Here is an 18505-nt window from a genome sequence, read left to right as displayed (position 1 = left end):
CGGATGGATCGCGAGTACGCGCAGCCTCTCGACGTCGAGGCTCTCGCCCGTGGCGTGAACGTCTCTGCGGGCTACCTCAGCCGACAGTTCAAACTGGCCTACGGCGAGTCGCCTTATTCCTACCTGATGACGAGGCGGATCGAGCGGGCGATGGCACTTCTGCGGCGCGGCGATCTCAGCGTCACCGACGTGTGCTTCGAGGTCGGATGTTCCTCGCTCGGCACGTTCAGCACCCGCTTCACCGAACTGGTCGGAATGCCGCCGAGCACCTACAAGAAGCTGTCGGCGGATGAAGCCGCGGGAATTCCGTCGTGCATCGCCAAGCAGGTGACCAGACCGATCAGTAAGCGGCCCTCCGGCCCAGTGGCACGGTTAAGTGCACCCCAACACGCTTAACCACGCCACTGTGGCGGAGCCACTGGGCCCCGCGGAACATGCCATCATGAATGTATGGCGCTTTCCGAGGCAGCACTCGAGACCCTCGCGACACTACCCACCCACCGGCGCCAGAGCTTTCAACTGAGACTCGAGCAGTGGTGGCCCGACCTGCATGACGCCGTTACTGCGCTCTACGACAATCCCGACGACGTCGCGGCCCGACTCGTCGAGGTGGCCGCTCGTGGTTTCGCCGACCGGTCGGACGAACTTCACCTCCTGGACCAACGTCGACTGCTGGCACCCGACTGGTTCCAGCGACCGGATATGTTCGGATATGCCTGCTACGTCGATCGCTACGGAACGACGCTGAAGGGGCTCGGGGAGCGGCTCGATCACCTCACCGACCTGGGCGTCACCTACCTCCACCTGATGCCTCTGCTGAAACCGCGGCCGGGGGACAACGACGGTGGTTATGCGGTGATGGACTTCGGGGTCGTGCGGCCGGACTTGGGCACCACCGAGGACCTGCGCGACCTGGCAACTTCCCTGCGGGAACGTGGTATCAGTCCCGTTGTCGATCTTGTTCTCAATCACGTTGCACGCGAACATGAATGGGCGGTCAAAGCTCGCGGTGGAGATCGAAGGTACCGGGACTACTTCCATATCTATCCCGATCGTGAGACTCCCGATTCGTTCGAGCGGACCCTCCCCGAGGTGTTTCCGGACTTCGCGCCCGGCAGCTTCTCCTTGGATCCCGAGTTGGACGAATGGGTATGGACCACGTTCAACGAATGGCAGTGGGACCTGGACTGGTCGAACCCCGATGTGCTCCTCGAATTCGCAGGCATCGTCATGGATCTGGCGAATCTGGGAATCGAGGTGCTGCGGCTGGACGCTATCGCGTTCCTGTGGAAGAGGCTCGGAACGAACTGTCAGAACCAGCCCGAGGTGCACGCGATCACGCAGGCGTTGCGCACCACGTGCCGTCTGGCTGCGCCGGCCACACTGTTCAAGGCCGAGGCAATAGTCGGTCCGCGAGATCTGATGCCGTACTTGGGGATCGGCCGGCACACCGGGCGGGTGTCCGACATCGCCTATCACAACTGTTTGATGGTGCAGATCTGGTCGATGCTGGCGTCCGGCAGCACAGATCTGGCGCGTCACGCGCTGGCGGCTCTGCCTCCCACGCCGCCCAGTGGGACGTGGGTGACCTACGTGCGTTGTCACGACGACATCGGGTGGGCGATCGACGACGGCGACGCCGCAGCGCGCGGCATCACCGGTGTGGGTCACCGACATTTCTTGGCGGACTGGTACGCCGGAGAATTCGACGGTTCGTGGTCGGAAGGTCTTGTTTTTCAACACAACCCGGAAACGGGGGACCGGCGGATCAGCGGCACCGCGGCCGCCCTGAGCGGTCTCGGGCCGTCGAGAATGGACCCCGACGGTGGGTTCGCGCGACTCTTCCTCGCGCACGCGATCGTCGCGGCATGGGGCGGAATTCCCGTCGTGTGGAGCGGCGACGAGATCGGCTCGCCGGGAGATCCCGACTGGGCGAGCGAACCAGGCCACGAGAACGACAACCGCTGGGTTCATCGTCCCCGCGTCACCGACGAAGACCGCGCGCGACGGTTCGAGCAGGGGAGCGACGCGCAACGGGTATTCGACGGCATTGCGCACATCGCCCGCGTGCGGAAGGGGCTCGCGATGCTGCATTCGGAGGCGACGGTAGCGGTCCTCGCCGATTCCGACGACGGACTGCTGGTGCTGCAACGCCGCCACCCGAGCGGAACGTTCGTCGGCGTCTTCAACGTCACCGGACACGATCGCCCGTTCCCACACACGCAGCTGTACGAGCTCGGCCTGACCGATCCCACCGAGGTGCTCACCGGACACGACCTGACTCAGCGCGACGGCGTCGTGTGGGTCCCGCCGTACGCCGCTCTGTGGATCGTGTGAAAGTCACGATCGAGCATCGACGTTATTTCCCTGTTACCCTGCCTCCCGAAGGTCGGTTCGATTCGACGATAGGGATTGTTTGATGTTTTCTCGTGCCCGCAGCTTGACGCTGGGACTCGTAGCCATGCTGATCGCAGCGTTCGGAGCCATATTCGTGGGCACTGGCGTCGCGCAGGCGGACTCGGCTCTGGTGTATGTCCACTCGGATGCGATGAACAAGGACATCCCGGTCAAGGTCTTGAAGGCCGCCGGTGGAGGCCCCGCGCCCACCATCTACCTGCTCGATGGTTTGCGTGCGCCTGATGACAACAACGGCTGGCTCATCGAGACCGACGTCGAGCAGTTCTTCGCCGACAAGCACGTCAACGTGGTCATCCCCTACGGCGGCGGCGGAACGTTCTACACCGACTGGGAGCGTCCCGACCCCAAGCTCGGCGTCGTGAAGTGGGAAACCTTCCTCACGCAGGAGCTGCCCCCGGTCATGGCCGACCAGTTCGGCAGCGACGGCGTGAACAACGCCATTGCAGGTCTCTCGATGAGCGGTACCTCGGCGCTGAATCTTGCAGCCCATCACCCTGACTTCTACAAGGCAGTCGCATCGTTCAGCGGCTACCCGACGGCCAGCAGCCCGGGATATGCGCAGGGCATCCAGGTCTCGGTCGGCGAAATGGGCGGAAACGCCAGCAACATGTGGGGTGCGTGGCCGTCGGCTTCCTGGCTCGCCAACGATCCGCTGTTGAATGTCGGCGCGCTCCGCAACACCTCGGTCTTCGTCTCCGCAGGAACAGGCTCACCACTGACCGACCCGAGCGTCAACCCGGTCAGCGCCAGCTTCGACCCCGTCAAGTTCGCTCAGATGGTTCCGCTGGAAACCGCGTCCGGTCTTAGCAGCAGCACCTACGTGACGGCCCTGCGTGCAGCGGGCATCAACCCGCAGGTTCGCATCACCGGAACCGGAACGCATTGGTGGAACTTCTGGGAAGCGCACCTGCACGACGCATGGTTCACCACCTTCGCACCAGCGTTCGGCCAGTAGTACAACCGCTTCTACGACTTCCGGACGAATGGCACGATGCAACGCCTCAGGCTGAGCATCGTGCCATTTGTCTGTGCCGAACAGGGCTGTGCCGGACAGAGCTGACAGCTAGGGTCGAGAACCATGACAGCCCCGAAGATCGACATGGACTACACCGTTCTCGACTGCCCAGATCCGGCGGCGCTGATGGACTTCTACCGGCAAGTGCTCGGTTGGGAGATCGCCCGTTCGGACGGTGACTGGTCAGTGCTGCAGGGCCCGGGTCAGCTGCGCCTTGCGTTCCAGAAGTCCACCGATTTCGTTCCGATCGAGTGGCCCGCGCATGGCGTCAAGATCCACCTCGATTTCGTCGTCGACGACATGGAAGTGACCGAGCAGTACGTTCTCGGGATCGGCGCGCGAAAGATCGAAGGCAACGAGAATCATCCGGGTTTCTCGGTGTTCCGAGATCCGGTCGGCCACTTGTTCTGCCTGTGTCAGCGCGACTGACTACTATTCGCTCATGGCATCGGACAGCAGCTTCCTGGTCGAACGCTCGACGGTGATCCAGGCATCGCCGGAGAAGATTCACTCGTTGCTGGACAACTTCCAGAAGTGGCGGAGCTGGTCGCCGTGGGAAGATGCCGATCCTGATCTGAAGCGCACCTACTCCGGTCCGGATTCGGGCGTCGGTGCGTCGTACGCCTGGTCCGGCAATCGGAAGGCCGGTGCGGGCAGTATGGTCATCACCGATTCGAAGCCCGGCCAGATCGTCGTTCTGGACCTGGTGTTCACCAAACCGTTCAAAGCTCAGAACGTCACCACCTTCACCATCGATCCGGGCCCGAACGGTTCCGAGGTCACCTGGGCGATGACCGGGACGAGCAATCTGTTCTTCCGACTCGTCGGCAAGGTCTTTCCGATGGACAAAGTGGTCGGCAAAGACTTCGAGAAAGGCCTTGCCCAATTGAAGGTCGAGGCAGAGAAGGCCTGATCAGGCCGCAAGTTCGTAACTTCCGAACGTGGCATTCACCTGTAGCCACTGGGCCAGGATCTGACAGCCAGTCAGTCCACTCTTGTCGAGCGGCTCGCTCGCGTAGGCGACATGCCGGTCCCCGGCCGGATTGGACACACGGTAGCTCCGCCATGTCAGCGAGCTCGGCAGATACCCGGCCAGCTCCCTCGCCGCGACGCGCAGGCGTCGCCCATCACGAACCCACTGCCGCGGCGACAGGCGAGTTTTCGCGGCGTTCTGAAAGCTGTTGGTGCGAGCGAGTTCCCAAAGGTCGTGTCGCCACAATTTCGTGGTTCGGAACGACATCCACCGGGTGAGGTCGGCGATGTCACGAATGAGGCTGTCGTCGCTGGCGTTGCAGATCATGTCGTGCGGGTGCCCGATCCACATCACCTCGACGGCAGCGGGCCACGCCGGTCCGACGCCCGCGACGCCTCGGCCCTGGCAGCCGGTTATGACGCCCTCGGGTTGCTGCGGATCGGAGATCAGGCCGGCCGCCATCACCGAAGGCACAGTCAGTTCACCCGAAGCCATCAGTCCGAGCACCTCGCGGACGACCGAGCTTCCCTGCGAGTATCCGATCAGGGCGATCGGTCCTTCGGTGTCGCGGAGAGCGCTGATCAACCGCCGGACCCCTACCTGTGTGCTCTGCCGATAGCTGAGGCCCCCTGCCGCGACCGGACCGTACGACGCCGGATAACCGACCCATCGAGTAGTGAACCGAGGATCGAGCGCATCGGTCACATGGCGCAGCAGACCGGTCACTTCGGTCCGAGGGTCGTCCGGGTAGGACTCACCTGTGCCGCCGACCGCCAGAACCGTCATGTGCCTCATATACACACTGTGGACGATCATCCTGAGACGAGTGCCCGGTCGATACTGAGAAGACTCTGGCAATCATCACAGGCGTGCAAAAGCGTACGCGACGTCGTCGACTGCGTCGCTCAACAGCGTCTGGTACACATCGGGATCTTCCATCGCGGATTCCGAGGACGTCACGCTCAGTGTCACGGCCTCGCCGATTCCGTGGACTCCGTGGGTGAGCCCCATGACCGGGGAGAGCGCCGGGAATCCGGCGGTGAATCGAACCCGACCGCCACCGAGGTGAAGGTCGTCGTCACCGCGTGCCACGCTCGACACGACGGTGTTTCCGGTGACCAAATCCGGAACTGCGGTGACGTCGAACTGTCGGATACCCCAGTGCAGCAGGATCGCAGGCACCATTTCTGTCGCCAGACTCTGTGCCTCCATCGCCGGGTGTTCGGCTCGGGCCTGTCGATCCGATAGTGCTGTTGCAATCGCATGAGCGCGGCGTGGGAGATCCTCGATCGTCGGAAGGAGATCTACGCCGGCGTTGCGAAAATGGTTGCGTGCTCGTCGTCGACCGGTTTTGCCGAGGGTGATCTCCGCACCGAGCCCTACCGGCACCTCTTCGCCGTGCAGGGCGAGATATCGAGAGAGGGCAAGAGAGATCGCGGTGGACGCACCGACCGTGACACTGATTCCCGACGCGGTGAGCTCGGATCGGTCCCGCACGACGCACCGCACCGAGGTGAGGCCCGACGGCGCAACGTTCACGCGGGTCAGGCGTCGGCCAGGTGCCTGGGGAGGTACCGCTCCGGCGTTCGTGTCGGCGGTGAGTATGCGTTCCATTTCCTGTGCGCGAGAGGATCTTCGGATGAACTCGCGGAATCGGAACCGTCCCCGATCGACCGTGTCGGTCGCCTTCTCGCGGTGATCACCGAACAATCGGCGGGCGACGGCGGATGCGATACGGCCGTCGCCCAGCGCGTGTGACAGTTGCAGTACTGCAACCAAAGCAGGTCCGTGGCATCGTGGGGCCCCGGTCACGTGATCGAAAAGGTGTAGGCGCCAGACTGTTTCGTGTTGATCGAGCTGTCGGGAGAACAGCTCGGCGACCTGGTTCCTGCAGGCATTCCAGCTGCCCGGACGGTCATGCTCGAGGATGTGGCCGTCGTCGATCGGAGCGGGCGCGAGGCGCGGATAGCCGAGCGTCAGTGGGACGTCCGCAATGCGTACGTTCAGTTCCTCGATGCTGCGCGCGTTGCCGAGTAGGTCGGCGCGAACGGATCGAGCCGTAGCGTCGGTATCGAAGCAGTACAGCAGGAATTGATCGTTGGGGATCTTCGTGGACATCCAGTAGGTCTGAGCGTCGGTCGGATGCAAACGTCCGTGCATCGACAGAGGTTATCTCGAAGTCGACGCACGGACGCTGGTGGACGCTTCGATCAGCCGACGTTGACCAACCCGACTGTCGGGAAGAAGAAGCAGCTCTGGTCGCTTCCGTCGACTGCCTTGTGGTTCACGGTGCCGAATACAGCGGCGAGGACGGTGCCGGTTCCGGTCTCGACCGGAACTGCGCGGGCGCCGGCTGCGGGCAGCGCGGACAGTGCTTCGGTCAACGGTCCGCGAATCGCATCCTTGACGAGCGGCAGTACGTCGAGGTTGGCCAGCACCGAGTCGACCAGTGTGGCGGTTGCTCCGCCCATGTCGGCGAAACCGCCCTGGAATGTATTGACGTTGAACCAGGCCACCTGCATGCCGGTCTTGTCACCCGAGTCGTCGACGATCCCTGCAGGCACGAAGGCGAACATCGTCTCACCCTTCTCGACCGCGTTCAGTGCGGGGAGGGCGATGGGCGCCGGAATGGTCAGATTCGGCCACGGTCCGGGCGCGCCACCTGCGACGCCGGGGACGATGCCGAGTGGTGCGCCGGGAGCTGCGGCGCAGTTGATGGCGGCGGTCGGGTAGAAGAACGGGGTGATGCCGAAGTCGGTCAGGATCTTGTTGACGGCGTCGAGCGCCGCGAGTGGATTGGCATCGGTGGCTTCTGCGACGTCAGTGCGGGTAGCCGCGATCGCCTCGGCAGCAGCCTGCGACACCGCATCCACCCCGGCGGGTGCCGCCGGGGCCGGATCCGCTGCCGCGGTCGCAGGAACGGCCAGCAAGGCGGCACACGACAGTGCGGCGAAAGGCAGGGCTACCTTTCCTGCGAAACGACTGCGCTTTCCAGCGAAGAGGCTGTAGCGACGAGACATATGTGGCTCCTGTGACTCATGAGATCAAGGTTACGAATGTGGTGATAGGACCACATTCTCTTTCGACTTCTCAAGCCCAGGACCGCACGGTTACTCAATCGATACGTCAGCTGGCGCTGATTCCGTAGTCGCGAACAATGCCGACGAGGCCCGATGCATAGCCCTGACCTATGGCTCGGAACTTCCATTCCTGCCCGCGTCGATAAAGCTCCCCGAATACCATCGCGGTCTCGGTCGACGCATCCTCGGTGAGGTCGAAACGGGCGAGTTCTCGGCCGTCGGATCGGTCGACGACGCGGATGAACGCGTTGATCACCTGGCCGAAGTTCTGGCCCAGAGCATCGGCGTCGTGGATGGAGACGGGAAAGATGATCGAATCGATCTCGGGGGACAGCGCAACCAGGTCGACGTTGATGCTCTCGTCGTCGCCCTCGCCTTCGCCCGTGCGGTTGTCGCCGGTGTGCTCGATGGCCCCGTCCGGGGATCGAAGGTTGTTGTAGAAGACGAAGAAGAGGTCGCCGGCCGACTTCTTGTCCGGTCCGAGCCCGATGGCACTGGCATCGAGGTCGAAATCACCGCCGGTGGTGCTCCGCACATCCCATCCGAGGCCGATGGACACAGAGGTGAGGTTGGGGGCTTCCTTCGACAGTGAAACGTTGCCGCCCTTGGCCAGTGTGACGCCCATGTGTTTACTCCTTCTCTCGCGGTGTGCTCCCCAGGGTAATGGTTGGGGAAGGTGTGACTGGCGGTGCTGAAGTGAATGTGGTGCAATACCGAAACCGAAAAAAGTATCAGGGCTGCCGACGCAATTGTCGGCGACACGCCGGATGCGCAATCGATGTGGGGACTCACGTGCACGTATCGCGACGAGATTTGTTCAAATACGCCGCAGTAGGGTCGGCGGCTGCCCTTGGCCTGGCCGCAGTCAATGCCAGCGTTGCAGGCGCGGACGGACTGGGAACTCTCGTCGACTACTCCGGTGGTGTGCCTTCGCCGGAGTCGATCCGGGCGGCGGGGCATCTGGGTGCCATCCGATACGTGTCCGACCGACGGCCCGACGCGCAATGGATGTTGGGTAAGCCGATGAAGCGCGACGAGGCGGACGCACTCACCGAGGCAGGACTGGAAGTGGTGTCCAACTACCAGTTCGGTAAAGGCGCAACCTCGGATTGGAAGGGCGGATTCGCCGCAGGCGTCAAGCATGCCAAGCGTGGCCTGGAGCTGCACCGGGCCGCAGGTGGGCCGGAGGGCCGCCCGATCTATGCCTCCATCGACGACAACCCGACGGCGGTGCAGTTCGCAACCATGATCGCGCCCTACATCCTCGGCTGGGAATCGGTCGTCGGACCGGAGAACACCGGGATCTACGCGAATTCTCCGACCATCGAACTGGCATCGATTGCAGGTCTAGGCCAGTGGTACTGGCAGCACAATTGGGGGACTCCCCAGGGATATCGACACCCGAAGGCTCATCTGCATCAGGTGCAGATAGACAAAGGAAAAATCGACGGAATAGGCGTCGACATCAATGTAATTCTCAAGTCCGATTACGGGCAGTGGTCGCTGGCGTAATTGTCACCGAAAGACGTTGCGCAAATGACATCGATGTAATTCAGTGATGTCAGTTCGCTTGTTCGTGGCTTCTGGATTCGGCGATCAACAGAATCAAAGAAACAAGCGCGAGTGCGGCCACCGCTGCCGAGAATACGACACCGGCGGTGACGAGTCCCCAGGCGCTCGCTGCGGCGCCGGCGCCGATCACGGGTACCGAAATCGCAATGTAGAGCACGACGAAGAACGTCGAGGTGACCTCCGCCCGCCGATCAACCGGTAGTTCTGCGGTCACCGCTGCCATGCCTTTGCTGAACGTGACGCCTTGGCCGATGCCGCAGACAAGGGCGGCCACGACGAGCAACGGTAGCGAAGTCAGCAGTAGTGACAGACACAGTGCGCTCACTCCGACAATCAGCACTACGCATCCCGCGCGCATCGCGAACGCGGCGCTGAGCCCGCGAAACGCGATCTGAGCCGTAGCCGAGGACGCGAACGTCAGAAATACGACGAGGCCACCGACTGCGTGATTGTCGATCCCGAGGACGTGTGTCATGAACCCGGGCGAGACGCCGGTGAACAGGCCGAGCACCGCGAAACCGGCGAAGCCGCCGATGGCTGCGCGAACGAAGGTGCCGCGGATGGGCGCAGGTATGGACAGTCGCTGCATGTGTGGCCGTGCACCACGGGCGACGGTGACGGTCTCCGGCACGAAGTAGACAGCGACACCTGCGACCACCAGCAGACCGATGTCCACGACGAACGTCAGGTGGGTCGGCTCGGGCAGGTATTGCACGAGCACTCCGGCGATGAGCGGTCCCAGTCCGAGTCCGCCGATGTTGGCAGCGGTTGCTATCGCCGGTGCTTTCGAACGCCACTTGTCCGGAACGAGTTCGATAAGGGTGACCGTCGCAGTGCCGACGAAGATGCCTGCCGACAACCCGGACAGGACTCGTCCGATCAGAAGTGCAGTGAGCGAACCGGCGAAGACGAACACCAGCGCACTCGCAATGCCGAGCGCCACTCCCGCGAGTAGAAGTGGCCGTCTGCCAAGGGAATCCGACCAGCGGCCGAAGGCCAGAAGAGCCGCCAGCACGCCGAGCGCATAGGCGGCGAAGATGACCGTCACCACGAACACCGAGAAGCCGAACTCTGCCTGATAGAACGAGTACACCGGGGTGGGCATCGTCGTGCCCATCATGGCGACTGCAAAGGCGTAGGTGATCGCCACGAAGGCGAGGGGTCTGCTCACAAGCGGACCTTACTTGCCGCCAGGTCCGTGTGACTCAGGGGTTATAGGTCAAGGGACGTACACGGTCCCGATCGTCGGCAGGAAACCGCAGGTGCGGGACGGAGCCGCAGGGTCTTCCTTCGACTGCGTGGTGATCGAGCCCGATACGACGGCGAGAACTCGGCCCGGACCGGTGTCGGCGATGGCCGACAGGGTCGCCGGGCCGTCAGGATTGATGTTGGACGCGCCTGTGAGGTCCTGTGTGCCCGTGCGACGGTTGTCGAGGTTGAGCCACGTGACAGTCAGCGGCGCCTCTTGGGTCTGCGCGATGGGCGCGGTGCCCAGCGCGGTGAACACGAAGCCTGCCTGACCTGCCGGCGGACCGGGAGGGGGAAGTGTGGCTGGACCGGGAACGGCGAGGGCAGTGCCCACCGAGTCCGCGCTGTCCGAGATGCAGCCCTTGCCGATAGTCGGGTACAGGAACTGCGCGATGACCGGACCATCGGAGGGAGGCAGCTCGGGGCCGCCGCCACCCGATCCGTCGAGGAAGGTGATGACCCTCTCGAGGGTGGACTTCACCGAGTCCGGTAAAGCCGAGCTTTCCAGGAGTGCGCGTGCTTGGCCGAGCAGATCGGCCTGGGGGGCAGCGGCGACATCCGTCGGGCCGGCAGCTGCACCGAGGATCGCGGGAGCGAACGAGGCGAGTGCTTCGATCTGCGCGTAGTCGGGGAGCGGCTGATCAGGAGAGGGGAGGAAGAACGGAGGGAGCTCCGCAGCCGGTGGTGCTGGTTCTGCTGACGCCAGAGCCGGCGCCGTCAGCGCGGCAGCCAATGCCACAGCTGCAACGGTGACGGTCCTGCGCGTTACCCCGGTACGAAGCACTTGATATTCCCCATCCTGATCGAAAAGCGGGCCGTCACTCGGTTGCTGGCTCGAGGGGTCACTCTATGTATCGGACCCAACGTTGTACAGCCGATGTCGCCCATTGCTGCAAACGCACATTAGCCTGTTACTGAAGTGAATAGTGTGGTTGGTGATGCAAATGTTATTTGTGACTGTTGAGTACATGCCGGTTTTGTTTCTGTGAACCGCTCGTTCAGCCCGATTCTGGGTTGCCTATAGGCTCGGCTGTCGATCCGCACTTTCGACTCACCACGGGAGCAGACAAAACGTGAACCGCCTGGTTCGGTATGCCCCGTTCCTGCTGGCCTTGTCGGTACTCGCGCGGTTCCTGTGGGCCTTTGCGACGCCCAATGGAATGAACCTCGTCGACCTGCATGTCTACGTCGACGGCTCGGCAGCTCTGCTCCGCGACGATCTCTACGACTTCACGTACTCGGAGGAGACGCCGGACTTTCCGCTCCCGTTCACGTATCCACCGTTCGCAGCGCTCGTGTTCTTCCCGCTGCACTATCTGCCGTTCTCCTTCGTCGGCGTGTGTTGGCAGCTCGCGACGATGGTCGCGCTGTTCCTGCTGATCAAGCTCAGCATCGGGCTCGTGATAGGCGACGAGGTCGCCCGCTCGTCGCGGTGGACACGGATTGCGATGCTGTGGACCGCGTTGGCGCTCTGGACCGAACCGGTGCGTACGACCCTGGACTACGGGCAGGTCAACGTCTTCCTTGTGCTCGGCGCCATCGTCGCGATCCGTAGTTCCAGGTGGTGGCTGGCAGGTGGGCTGATCGGATTCATCGCCGGGATCAAACTGACACCGGCCATCACCGGCCTCTACTTCCTCGCGACCAAACGATGGAAGGCAGCCGCGTTCTCCGCGGTTGCCTTCGCGATCACGGTCGCTGTCAGCTACCTGGTGCTGGGCAACCAGGCAGCTACCTACTTCACGACACTGCTCGGCGACGCGGACCGAATAGGCCCGGTGGGTTCGGTGTGGAACCAATCGCTGCGCGGCGCACTGAGCCGCATCGTGGGGCACGACGTGGAAACCGGCGCTGCGTGGATTGTGGCAGTGCTCGTTGTCGCCACTCTCGCATTCCTCGCCTGGAGGGCGCTGCGACGCGACGACCGACTCGGAACGCTGATCATCGTCCAGCTGCTGGGTTTGTCGGTATCGCCGATCTCTTGGTCACACCACTGGGTGTGGGTGCTGCCACTACTGGTGTGGCTGCTGCACGGGCCCGACCGACACCTGCTCGGCACCCGACTCGTTGCCGGTTATTGGCTGCTCACCACGGTCGTCGGCGTTCCCTGGGTGCTCAGTTTCTTCCAGGAGTCGATCTGGCTCGTGTCGCGGCCGGGTGTGCTGGCCTGGCTCGGATCAGTCGACATGCTCGGAGTCCTGCTCGTGTACGGATGGACCATCTTTCTCGGGTGGGGCAGGATCAGTCGTCGGGAAGAAGGGAATCGATCTCGTGAGCCAGACGAACGTCCTTCTGCGTGAGGCCGCCCGCAGAGTGCGTCGACAACGTGAAGTGAAGTTTGCGCCACCTGATGTCGATGTCCGGATGGTGGTCGGCGGCCTCCGCAGCCGCAGCGACGCGCGAAACGAACTCGATGGCCACCGGGAACGTCGGCAACTCGACGGTACGGGTGATCGACCGGTTGTCGAGAGTCCACTCCGGCAACCCGGTGAGAGCGTCATCGATCTCGGCGTTGGAAAGTAGCTCCGTCATGCCTCCGATCGTCTCACCCCACGGGCAGCGCTGTGCCTGATTCTCACTCCGCAGGCTCCGCTCGTGTGTCTGATTCTCACTCCACAGGCTCCGCTCGCGCGATGGTCGTCGCAGGTGCCCTGGTCGCCAACGGACTGTTGCTCCTTGCCCAGCGCTCCCGCCCACCCGAGCTGGCCGGGATGTGGGAACTGCCCGGCGGCAAGGTCGAACCGGGGGAGTCGCCGGAAGGTGCGCTCGAGCGTGAACTGCGCGAAGAACTCGGCGTCGAGACTGTGGTTGGGCAGCAATTGGCCGGCGACGTGGACCTGGCAGGAGGATTGGTTCTCCGCGCCTACCGAGTCGAGTTGATGTCAGGAACGCCTGCACCGCTTGATCATTCGGATCTACGATGGGTCGACGCCCGTGGGCTTGTCGGCGCCGACCTGGTCGACGCCGATCGAGCCTGGGTGCCGGAACTGAGCGGGATGCTCAGGCAGCCCGAGCCTTCTTGAGGCCCTTCTTCAGATCCTTACCCGATGCGCCGGCGTCCTCGAGTTTTTTCATCCGCATGATGACTACCGGACACTTGAGGCACCGCGTCTTCTTGCGGCAGCATTTCTTCTTGGGTTTGAGGCCCGAGACGTCCTTGGCCTTGACCTTGCCCATTGATCTCGCTCCGCATTTCTCTTCAATTCCGTGTGAACTTCTGGCCAAGAGTACTGCGTGGTGCAGGTCACCCTGCGCCAGCGGGTAAACTCGGCCGGTCGCGAGAATCTCGCGGTGCAGCGCGCTTCTCTAGCGACATAAGCCCGCTAGCGAACAAGAGCCCGCATTCGACCCAGGAGAATTTTTCGCGTGAGCGCCCCAAGCAGTGCAGACAACATCGATGCCACCACAACGTTCCGCAACGTAGCAATCGTTGCACACGTCGACCACGGTAAGACCACGCTGGTCGACGCCATGTTGCGGCAGTCCGGCGCGTTCGAGGAACGTGCCGAAGCGATCGACCGCGTCATGGACTCGGGTGACCTGGAGAAGGAAAAGGGCATCACGATCCTGGCCAAGAACACGGCCGTCCACAAACGCAACGCCGACGGCACCATCACCGTCATCAACGTGATCGACACCCCCGGCCACGCCGACTTCGGCGGAGAGGTCGAGCGCGGCCTGTCCATGGTCGACGGCGTCGTCCTGCTCGTCGACGCATCCGAGGGCCCGCTTCCGCAGACCCGATTCGTGTTGCGCAAGGCGCTCGCCGCCTCGCTTCCGGTGATCCTCGTCGTGAACAAGACCGACCGTCCCGACGCACGTATCGAGGAGGTCGTGTCCGAAAGCCACGATCTGCTGCTCGACCTCGCATCGGACCTCGACGACGAAGCCTCCGAGGCTGCCGAGCTGGCCCTCGACCTGCCCGTCCTCTACGCCTCCGGCCGCGAAGGCAAGGCATCGAAGGTTCAGCCCGAAAACGGCAATGCTCCCGACGCCGAGAACCTCGACGAGCTCTTCGAAGTCCTGCTGGGCTACGTCCCCGCTCCCAAGGGCAACGTGGACGCACCTCTGCAGGCTCACGTCACCAACCTCGACGCGTCGGCCTTCCTCGGCCGCCTCGCGCTGGTCCGCATCCACAACGGCGAGCTCAACAAGGGCCAGACCGTGAGCTGGATGCGTGAGGTCGACGGCGAACCCGTCGTTCAGAAGGCCAAGATCACCGAGCTGCTCAACACCGTCGGCGTCGAGCGCGTTCCCGGTGAGCGCGGTGTTGCAGGTGACATCGTCGCAGTCGCAGGTTTCCCGGACATCATGATCGGTGACACGCTCGCCGACCTCGAGAACCCGGTGGCGTTGCCCCGCATCACCGTCGACCAGCCGGCCATCTCCGTCACCATCGGCACCAACACCAGCCCGCTGGTCGGACGCGTCAGCGGCCACAAGCTCACCTCGCGGATGGTCAAGAGCCGTCTGGACCAGGAGCTCATCGGTAACGTCTCGCTCAAGGTTCTCGACATCGGGCGTCCCGACGCCTGGGAGGTCCAGGGTCGTGGCGAGCTCGCACTCGCCATCCTCGTCGAGCAGATGCGTCGTGAAGGCTTCGAGCTCACCGTCGGTAAGCCTCAGGTGGTCACCCGTCAGGTAGACGGCAAGCTGCACGAGCCTTTCGAAGAGCTCACCATCGACACCCCGGAGGAATTCCTCGGTGGCGTCACGCAGCTCCTCGCTGCGCGCAAGGGCAAGATGGTTCAGATGACGAACCACGGCGCAGGCTGGGTTCGGATGGAGTTCATCGTTCCGTCGCGTGGTCTGATCGGCTTCCGTACCGACTTCCTCACCGACACCCGCGGCACCGGTATCGCCAACGCGGTCTTCCACGGTTACGCACCGTGGGCGGGCGAGATCCGTGCACGCCACACCGGTTCGCTCGTCTCCGACCGTCAGGGCACGGTGACTCCGTTCGCGATGATCCAGCTCGCCGACCGTGGCACGTTCTTCGTCGAGCCGGGCGCGGACACCTACGAGGGCATGGTCGTCGGCATCAACCCGCGTCAGGAAGACCTCGATATCAACGTCACCCGCGAGAAGAAGCTGACCAACATGCGTCAGTCTTCCGCCGACGTCATGGAGACCCTGGCCAAGCCGAAGAAGCTGGACCTGGAAATGGCCATGGAATTCTGTGCAGGCGACGAGTGCGTCGAGGTGACGCCAGAGGTCGTTCGTGTCCGCAAGGTGCACCTCGATTCCAACGAGCGCGCTCGCGAGCGTTCGCGCAGCAAGTCGCGTGACAAGGCTGCTCTGTAAACTCGCGGAACCCGCCCGTGCGTGTGTAGTTGCGTTCGAAACGTAACTACACACGCACGGGCTACGACGAAGGAGCGGCTATTGCGGCGGGTGCACTCCCTTGGTATCGGAGCCATTGCGTTGGTTCTCGCAGCGTGTACGGCCAATCCACCGCCTCCCGTCGAGAGTGACCCCACCCCCGTCACGACCACGACCGCAGTTGCGGCTCCCACGGAGACCGGTGACCCGGTCGTAGTCGCCATCGACGATGTGGGCATCGGATTCAACCCGCATCTGTTGTCGGATCAATCGCCCGCGAACTCCGCAGTAAGCGCTCTAGTGCTACCCAGCCCGTTCCGGCCGGCCGTCGACCCGGCAGATCCCGAGAACACGATCTGGCTGCCGGACTCGACGGTCCTGGTCTCCGCCGAGGTGACCTCGCAGAATCCGTTCACCATCACTTACCAGCTTCGCGACGAAGCACAGTGGTCCGACAGCGCGCCCATCGCGGCCGAGGACTTTCGCTACCTGTGGCAGCAGATGATTTCTCAGCCAGGCGTCGTCGATCCGGCGGGCTACGCGCTCATCGACAACGTTGCATCGTCCGGCGGTGGCAAGACTGTCAATGTGACCATGAAGCACCCTTATCCGAACTGGCAGCGCCTCTTCGCCGATCTGCTGCCGAGTCACCTGCTCAAGGACTCGCTCGGCGGATTCGAGACCGGCCTGTCCGACAATGTCCCGGTCTCGGGCGGACGGTTCACCGTCAAGTCGATCGACCGAGGTCGTGACGAGATCTTGCTCGAGCGCAACGACCGCTTCTGGGGTGAGCCCGCACTGCCCTTCCAGATTCTTCTTCGGCGTGGTGGCACCGCCGCTCAACTTGCGGATTCGCTGCGCTCGAACGATGCACAGGTGGCGCAGGTCCAGGCGAGCACGGCTACCAACGCCCAGCTCGCAGCGATACCCGGAGTCCGGACGGGTTCACGTCTGCAGCCGCGCGTCCTCGATCTGACCCTCAATGGTCGTGTTCCATTGCTCGCCGATCCTGCTGTGCGAGAAGGAATAATGGGTGTACTGGACTCGTCTCTGCTGTCGACTGTCGCGGCAGGTTCGAGTTCGGCCGACCATCCGGCTCGTGCGCAATTGGCGAGTCCCTCCGATCCTGAGTACACCCCGACCGCCCCCGCGGCCATCGGACGGGACGCCGCCGTCCTGTTGCTCGAGCGTGCCGGTTACGTCGCGCTGCCCGACGGCACTCGCGGAAAAGACGGTGTGCCTGTCGAATTCGTCATCGGCGCGGTTGAGAACGACACGACCGCGCTCGCAGTCGCGAACACCGCGGCGGACCAGCTTGCCGGAGTCGGCATCGACGCGAGAGTAACCCCGTTGCCCGCAGAGGAGCTCTACGGCACTGCATTGACCCAGGGGGAAGTGGACGCGATCGTGGGATGGTCGAGTGTCGGGCTCGACCCCGCGACTGTCATGGCCTCCCGATTCGGCTGTCCCGCAGCTCAATCGACTGTCCCCGAAGCCGAAGTTCAGCAAGAGAATACGTCCGTGATGCCGCCCAGTAATTTGTCCGGACTGTGCTTGTCGGAATTGGAAGACTCGGTCGATCGCGCTCTGCGGGGCGAGCTTTCGGAGGCTGCACTTCGGTCCGAGGCGGAGCCGAAGCTTTGGAATCTGGCGGCGGTGTTGCCCATCGTTCAAGGTTCGTCGGTCGTCGCCGTCGGTAGCGGTGTGTCCGGTGTGTCGTTGGCGGGCCCGATCGAGGTCGGAATCTTCGGTGACGCTGCTACGTGGATGAGGACCGAAACCAAGTGAGACTGCTGCTCGTTCATGCGCATCCGGACGACGAGACCATCACCACCGGCGGAACGATCGCGCACTATGCGCAGGCGGGTGCCGAAGTCACGGTCCTGACCTGTTCGCTCGGTGAAGAGGGCGAAGTCATCGGGGACATGTGGGCGCGACTCGTCGCCGACGAGGCGGACCAGCTCGGCGGTTACCGAATCCTCGAATTACACAGAGCGCTCGACATTCTCGGCGCTCAACCGCCCAGGTTTCTCGGGGGAGCCGGGCGTTGGCGGGATTCCGGAATGGCCGGAACTCCGTCAGCGGCCAATCCGCGCGCGTTCGTCAATGCTGACCGCGACGAAGCGCTGACGGCGATGTTGGCGGTTATCAGAAGCGTGCGGCCGGACGTCGTCGTCGGCTACGACCCGGAGGGTGGGTACGGGCATCCCGACCACCAACAGGTCCACTCGCTGGTGACCGAGGCCTTCGATATTGCCGGTTCGGACCGCTACCCGGCGGCCGGGGCGCCGTGGACTCCGCAGAAGTTCTACTGGACGGTGACCGGCGCGCATCAACTTCGCGACGGCATCGCTGCGATCTCCGAGGTGCCGGAGGGTTGGCGAATGCCCGAGGACGGCGAGCTACCCAGCGTGCCGGAGGACGTGGTCACCACGTCGCTGGATGTGCGAGGTGTGTTCGACCTCAAGCGCGACGCTCTGCGTGCGCACGCCACCCAGGTGACGGTGGCGCCGTCGGGCGTCGAATACGCGCTGTCGAACAACATCGCGCAACCGATCCTCGACGTCGAACAGTACGTTCTGGTGCGTGGTGCGCGCGGCAACGACGTCGACGAAGCGGGTAGAGAGACCGACCTGTTCGCGGGCATACTAGGATATGACTTCGATCACTAGTCGGCTGACAGCAGGGGTGGGACACACAAAATGTACAACTGGATCGTGCAGGACGCCATCGTCGCGTTCGTGAACTCGCTGAAGCCGGACTTTCCGCGTCAGGAGATGCTCTACCAGAACGGTCTGACCGATCTGGCGTCTGCGCTGAGCAACTTGCTGACTGCTTTGGGATACCCGCCGGTCTCCTGAAGTCGCTGCATACGAC

20 protein-coding genes are annotated in these 18505 nt (G+C 63.4%); 12 read left to right on the top strand and 8 right to left on the bottom strand.

What is annotated here, in order from left to right; all coding sequences use genetic code 11:
• The first annotated feature begins 3 nt into the window (after window positions 1-3).
• From WDS16_RS16145 to WDS16_RS16125, 5 genes are all read left to right on the top strand, one after another.
• Window positions 4-396 carry a helix-turn-helix transcriptional regulator gene (locus tag WDS16_RS16145; RefSeq protein ID WP_338893484.1) on the top strand — a complete coding sequence of 131 codons (393 nt, stop codon included), beginning with the start codon at window positions 4-6 and terminating at the stop codon, window positions 394-396.
• Window positions 397-450: 54 nt separating this feature from the next.
• Complete coding sequence (locus tag WDS16_RS16140) at window positions 451-2337, top strand: alpha-amylase family protein (RefSeq protein ID WP_338886248.1); 1887 nt, start codon at window positions 451-453, stop codon at window positions 2335-2337.
• 82 nt (window positions 2338-2419) lie between these two features.
• Window positions 2420-3373 carry an alpha/beta hydrolase family protein gene (locus WDS16_RS16135; protein WP_338886247.1) on the top strand — a complete coding sequence of 318 codons (954 nt, stop codon included), beginning with the start codon at window positions 2420-2422 and terminating at the stop codon, window positions 3371-3373.
• A 123-nt stretch (window positions 3374-3496) separates the two neighbouring features.
• A complete protein-coding gene (locus WDS16_RS16130) occupies window positions 3497-3862 on the top strand; it encodes a VOC family protein (RefSeq protein WP_338886246.1) in 366 nt (121 codons plus the stop codon).
• A gap of 13 nt (window positions 3863-3875) precedes the next feature.
• Complete coding sequence (locus tag WDS16_RS16125) at window positions 3876-4346, top strand: SRPBCC family protein (protein ID WP_338886245.1); 471 nt, start codon at window positions 3876-3878, stop codon at window positions 4344-4346.
• Here the strand turns inward: WDS16_RS16125 and WDS16_RS16120 are convergent, their stop codons facing one another.
• From WDS16_RS16120 to WDS16_RS16105, 4 genes are all read right to left on the bottom strand, one after another.
• Window positions 4347-5201, bottom strand: a complete 855-nt coding sequence (locus tag WDS16_RS16120; RefSeq protein ID WP_338886244.1) for a PE-PPE domain-containing protein — start codon at window positions 5199-5201, stop codon at window positions 4347-4349.
• Between the two features lie 66 nt (window positions 5202-5267).
• Window positions 5268-6566: a hypothetical protein gene (locus tag WDS16_RS16115; protein WP_338886243.1), complete on the bottom strand. Its 1299-nt coding sequence runs from the start codon at window positions 6564-6566 to the stop codon at window positions 5268-5270.
• Between the two features lie 50 nt (window positions 6567-6616).
• Complete coding sequence (locus WDS16_RS16110; protein ID WP_338886242.1) at window positions 6617-7426, bottom strand: hypothetical protein; 810 nt, start codon at window positions 7424-7426, stop codon at window positions 6617-6619.
• A gap of 106 nt (window positions 7427-7532) precedes the next feature.
• Window positions 7533-8111 (bottom strand): TerD family protein, encoded by a 579-nt coding sequence (locus tag WDS16_RS16105; protein ID WP_338886241.1) that lies wholly within the window; start codon window positions 8109-8111, stop codon window positions 7533-7535.
• A 167-nt stretch (window positions 8112-8278) separates the two neighbouring features.
• Between WDS16_RS16105 and WDS16_RS16100 the strand changes: the two genes are divergently transcribed.
• Complete coding sequence (locus WDS16_RS16100; RefSeq protein ID WP_338886240.1) at window positions 8279-8998, top strand: DUF1906 domain-containing protein; 720 nt, start codon at window positions 8279-8281, stop codon at window positions 8996-8998.
• Window positions 8999-9047: 49 nt separating this feature from the next.
• Here the strand turns inward: WDS16_RS16100 and WDS16_RS16095 are convergent, their stop codons facing one another.
• Both WDS16_RS16095 and WDS16_RS16090 read right to left on the bottom strand, forming a co-directional pair.
• Window positions 9048-10229: an MFS transporter gene (locus WDS16_RS16095; protein WP_338886239.1), complete on the bottom strand. Its 1182-nt coding sequence runs from the start codon at window positions 10227-10229 to the stop codon at window positions 9048-9050.
• 48 nt (window positions 10230-10277) lie between these two features.
• Complete coding sequence (locus tag WDS16_RS16090) at window positions 10278-11090, bottom strand: hypothetical protein (protein WP_338886238.1); 813 nt, start codon at window positions 11088-11090, stop codon at window positions 10278-10280.
• A 289-nt stretch (window positions 11091-11379) separates the two neighbouring features.
• Between WDS16_RS16090 and WDS16_RS16085 the strand changes: the two genes are divergently transcribed.
• The gene (locus tag WDS16_RS16085) at window positions 11380-12606 is read left to right on the top strand and encodes a mannosyltransferase (protein ID WP_422395676.1); all 1227 of its coding nucleotides are present in this window, start codon (window positions 11380-11382) and stop codon (window positions 12604-12606) included.
• Here WDS16_RS16085 and WDS16_RS16080 read toward each other — a convergent pair.
• Entirely contained in the window at window positions 12548-12838 is a 291-nt protein-coding gene (locus WDS16_RS16080; RefSeq protein ID WP_338886237.1) for a 4a-hydroxytetrahydrobiopterin dehydratase, read from the bottom strand. The genes WDS16_RS16085 and WDS16_RS16080 overlap by 59 nt on opposite strands.
• Window positions 12839-12939: 101 nt before the next feature.
• Here WDS16_RS16080 and WDS16_RS16075 point away from each other — a divergent pair, with 101 nt between their 5' ends.
• Window positions 12940-13329, top strand: a complete 390-nt coding sequence (locus WDS16_RS16075) for a (deoxy)nucleoside triphosphate pyrophosphohydrolase (protein WP_338893483.1) — start codon at window positions 12940-12942, stop codon at window positions 13327-13329.
• Here the strand turns inward: WDS16_RS16075 and WDS16_RS16070 are convergent.
• Window positions 13307-13483, bottom strand: coding sequence for a hypothetical protein (locus tag WDS16_RS16070; RefSeq protein ID WP_338886236.1), 177 nt, complete (start codon window positions 13481-13483; stop codon window positions 13307-13309). The two genes, WDS16_RS16075 and WDS16_RS16070, sit on opposite strands and share 23 nt — an antisense overlap.
• Before the next feature lie 189 nt (window positions 13484-13672).
• Between WDS16_RS16070 and typA the strand changes: the two genes are divergently transcribed.
• The 4 genes from typA to WDS16_RS16050 all read left to right on the top strand — a co-directional run bounded on the left by typA (window position 13673) and on the right by WDS16_RS16050 (window position 18489).
• Complete coding sequence (typA, locus tag WDS16_RS16065; RefSeq protein ID WP_338886235.1) at window positions 13673-15610, top strand: translational GTPase TypA; 1938 nt, start codon at window positions 13673-13675, stop codon at window positions 15608-15610.
• An 81-nt stretch (window positions 15611-15691) separates the two neighbouring features.
• Entirely contained in the window at window positions 15692-17416 is a 1725-nt protein-coding gene (locus WDS16_RS16060) for an ABC transporter family substrate-binding protein (RefSeq protein ID WP_338886234.1), read from the top strand.
• Window positions 17392-18300: an N-acetyl-1-D-myo-inositol-2-amino-2-deoxy-alpha-D-glucopyranoside deacetylase gene (mshB, locus tag WDS16_RS16055; protein WP_338886233.1), complete on the top strand. Its 909-nt coding sequence runs from the start codon at window positions 17392-17394 to the stop codon at window positions 18298-18300. The genes WDS16_RS16060 and mshB overlap by 25 nt, the downstream gene beginning before the upstream one ends.
• Before the next feature lie 30 nt (window positions 18301-18330).
• Window positions 18331-18489: a hypothetical protein gene (locus tag WDS16_RS16050; RefSeq protein ID WP_338886232.1), complete on the top strand. Its 159-nt coding sequence runs from the start codon at window positions 18331-18333 to the stop codon at window positions 18487-18489.
• Window positions 18490-18505: the final 16 nt, after the last annotated feature.

It is taken from the genome of Rhodococcus sovatensis, assembly GCF_037327425.1.
GTDB lineage: Bacteria > Actinomycetota > Actinomycetes > Mycobacteriales > Mycobacteriaceae > Rhodococcoides > Rhodococcoides sovatense.
This window is presented reverse-complemented; position numbering and strand designations above follow the sequence as displayed.

Coding starts and splice junctions, on each gene's coding strand:
- WDS16_RS16145 (WP_338893484.1), top strand. CDS start 4: ATGGATCGCGAGTACGCGCAGCCTCTCGACGTCGAGGCTCTCGCCCGT.
- WDS16_RS16140 (WP_338886248.1), top strand. CDS start 451: ATGGCGCTTTCCGAGGCAGCACTCGAGACCCTCGCGACACTACCCACC.
- WDS16_RS16135 (WP_338886247.1), top strand. CDS start 2,420: ATGTTTTCTCGTGCCCGCAGCTTGACGCTGGGACTCGTAGCCATGCTG.
- WDS16_RS16130 (WP_338886246.1), top strand. CDS start 3,497: ATGACAGCCCCGAAGATCGACATGGACTACACCGTTCTCGACTGCCCA.
- WDS16_RS16125 (WP_338886245.1), top strand. CDS start 3,876: ATGGCATCGGACAGCAGCTTCCTGGTCGAACGCTCGACGGTGATCCAG.
- WDS16_RS16120 (WP_338886244.1), bottom strand. CDS start 5,201: ATGAGGCACATGACGGTTCTGGCGGTCGGCGGCACAGGTGAGTCCTAC.
- WDS16_RS16115 (WP_338886243.1), bottom strand. CDS start 6,566: ATGCACGGACGTTTGCATCCGACCGACGCTCAGACCTACTGGATGTCC.
- WDS16_RS16110 (WP_338886242.1), bottom strand. CDS start 7,426: ATGTCTCGTCGCTACAGCCTCTTCGCTGGAAAGCGCAGTCGTTTCGCA.
- WDS16_RS16105 (WP_338886241.1), bottom strand. CDS start 8,111: ATGGGCGTCACACTGGCCAAGGGCGGCAACGTTTCACTGTCGAAGGAA.
- WDS16_RS16080 (WP_338886237.1), bottom strand. CDS start 12,838: ATGACGGAGCTACTTTCCAACGCCGAGATCGATGACGCTCTCACCGGG.
- WDS16_RS16075 (WP_338893483.1), top strand. CDS start 12,940: ATGGTCGTCGCAGGTGCCCTGGTCGCCAACGGACTGTTGCTCCTTGCC.
- WDS16_RS16070 (WP_338886236.1), bottom strand. CDS start 13,483: ATGGGCAAGGTCAAGGCCAAGGACGTCTCGGGCCTCAAACCCAAGAAG.
- WDS16_RS16050 (WP_338886232.1), top strand. CDS start 18,331: ATGTACAACTGGATCGTGCAGGACGCCATCGTCGCGTTCGTGAACTCG.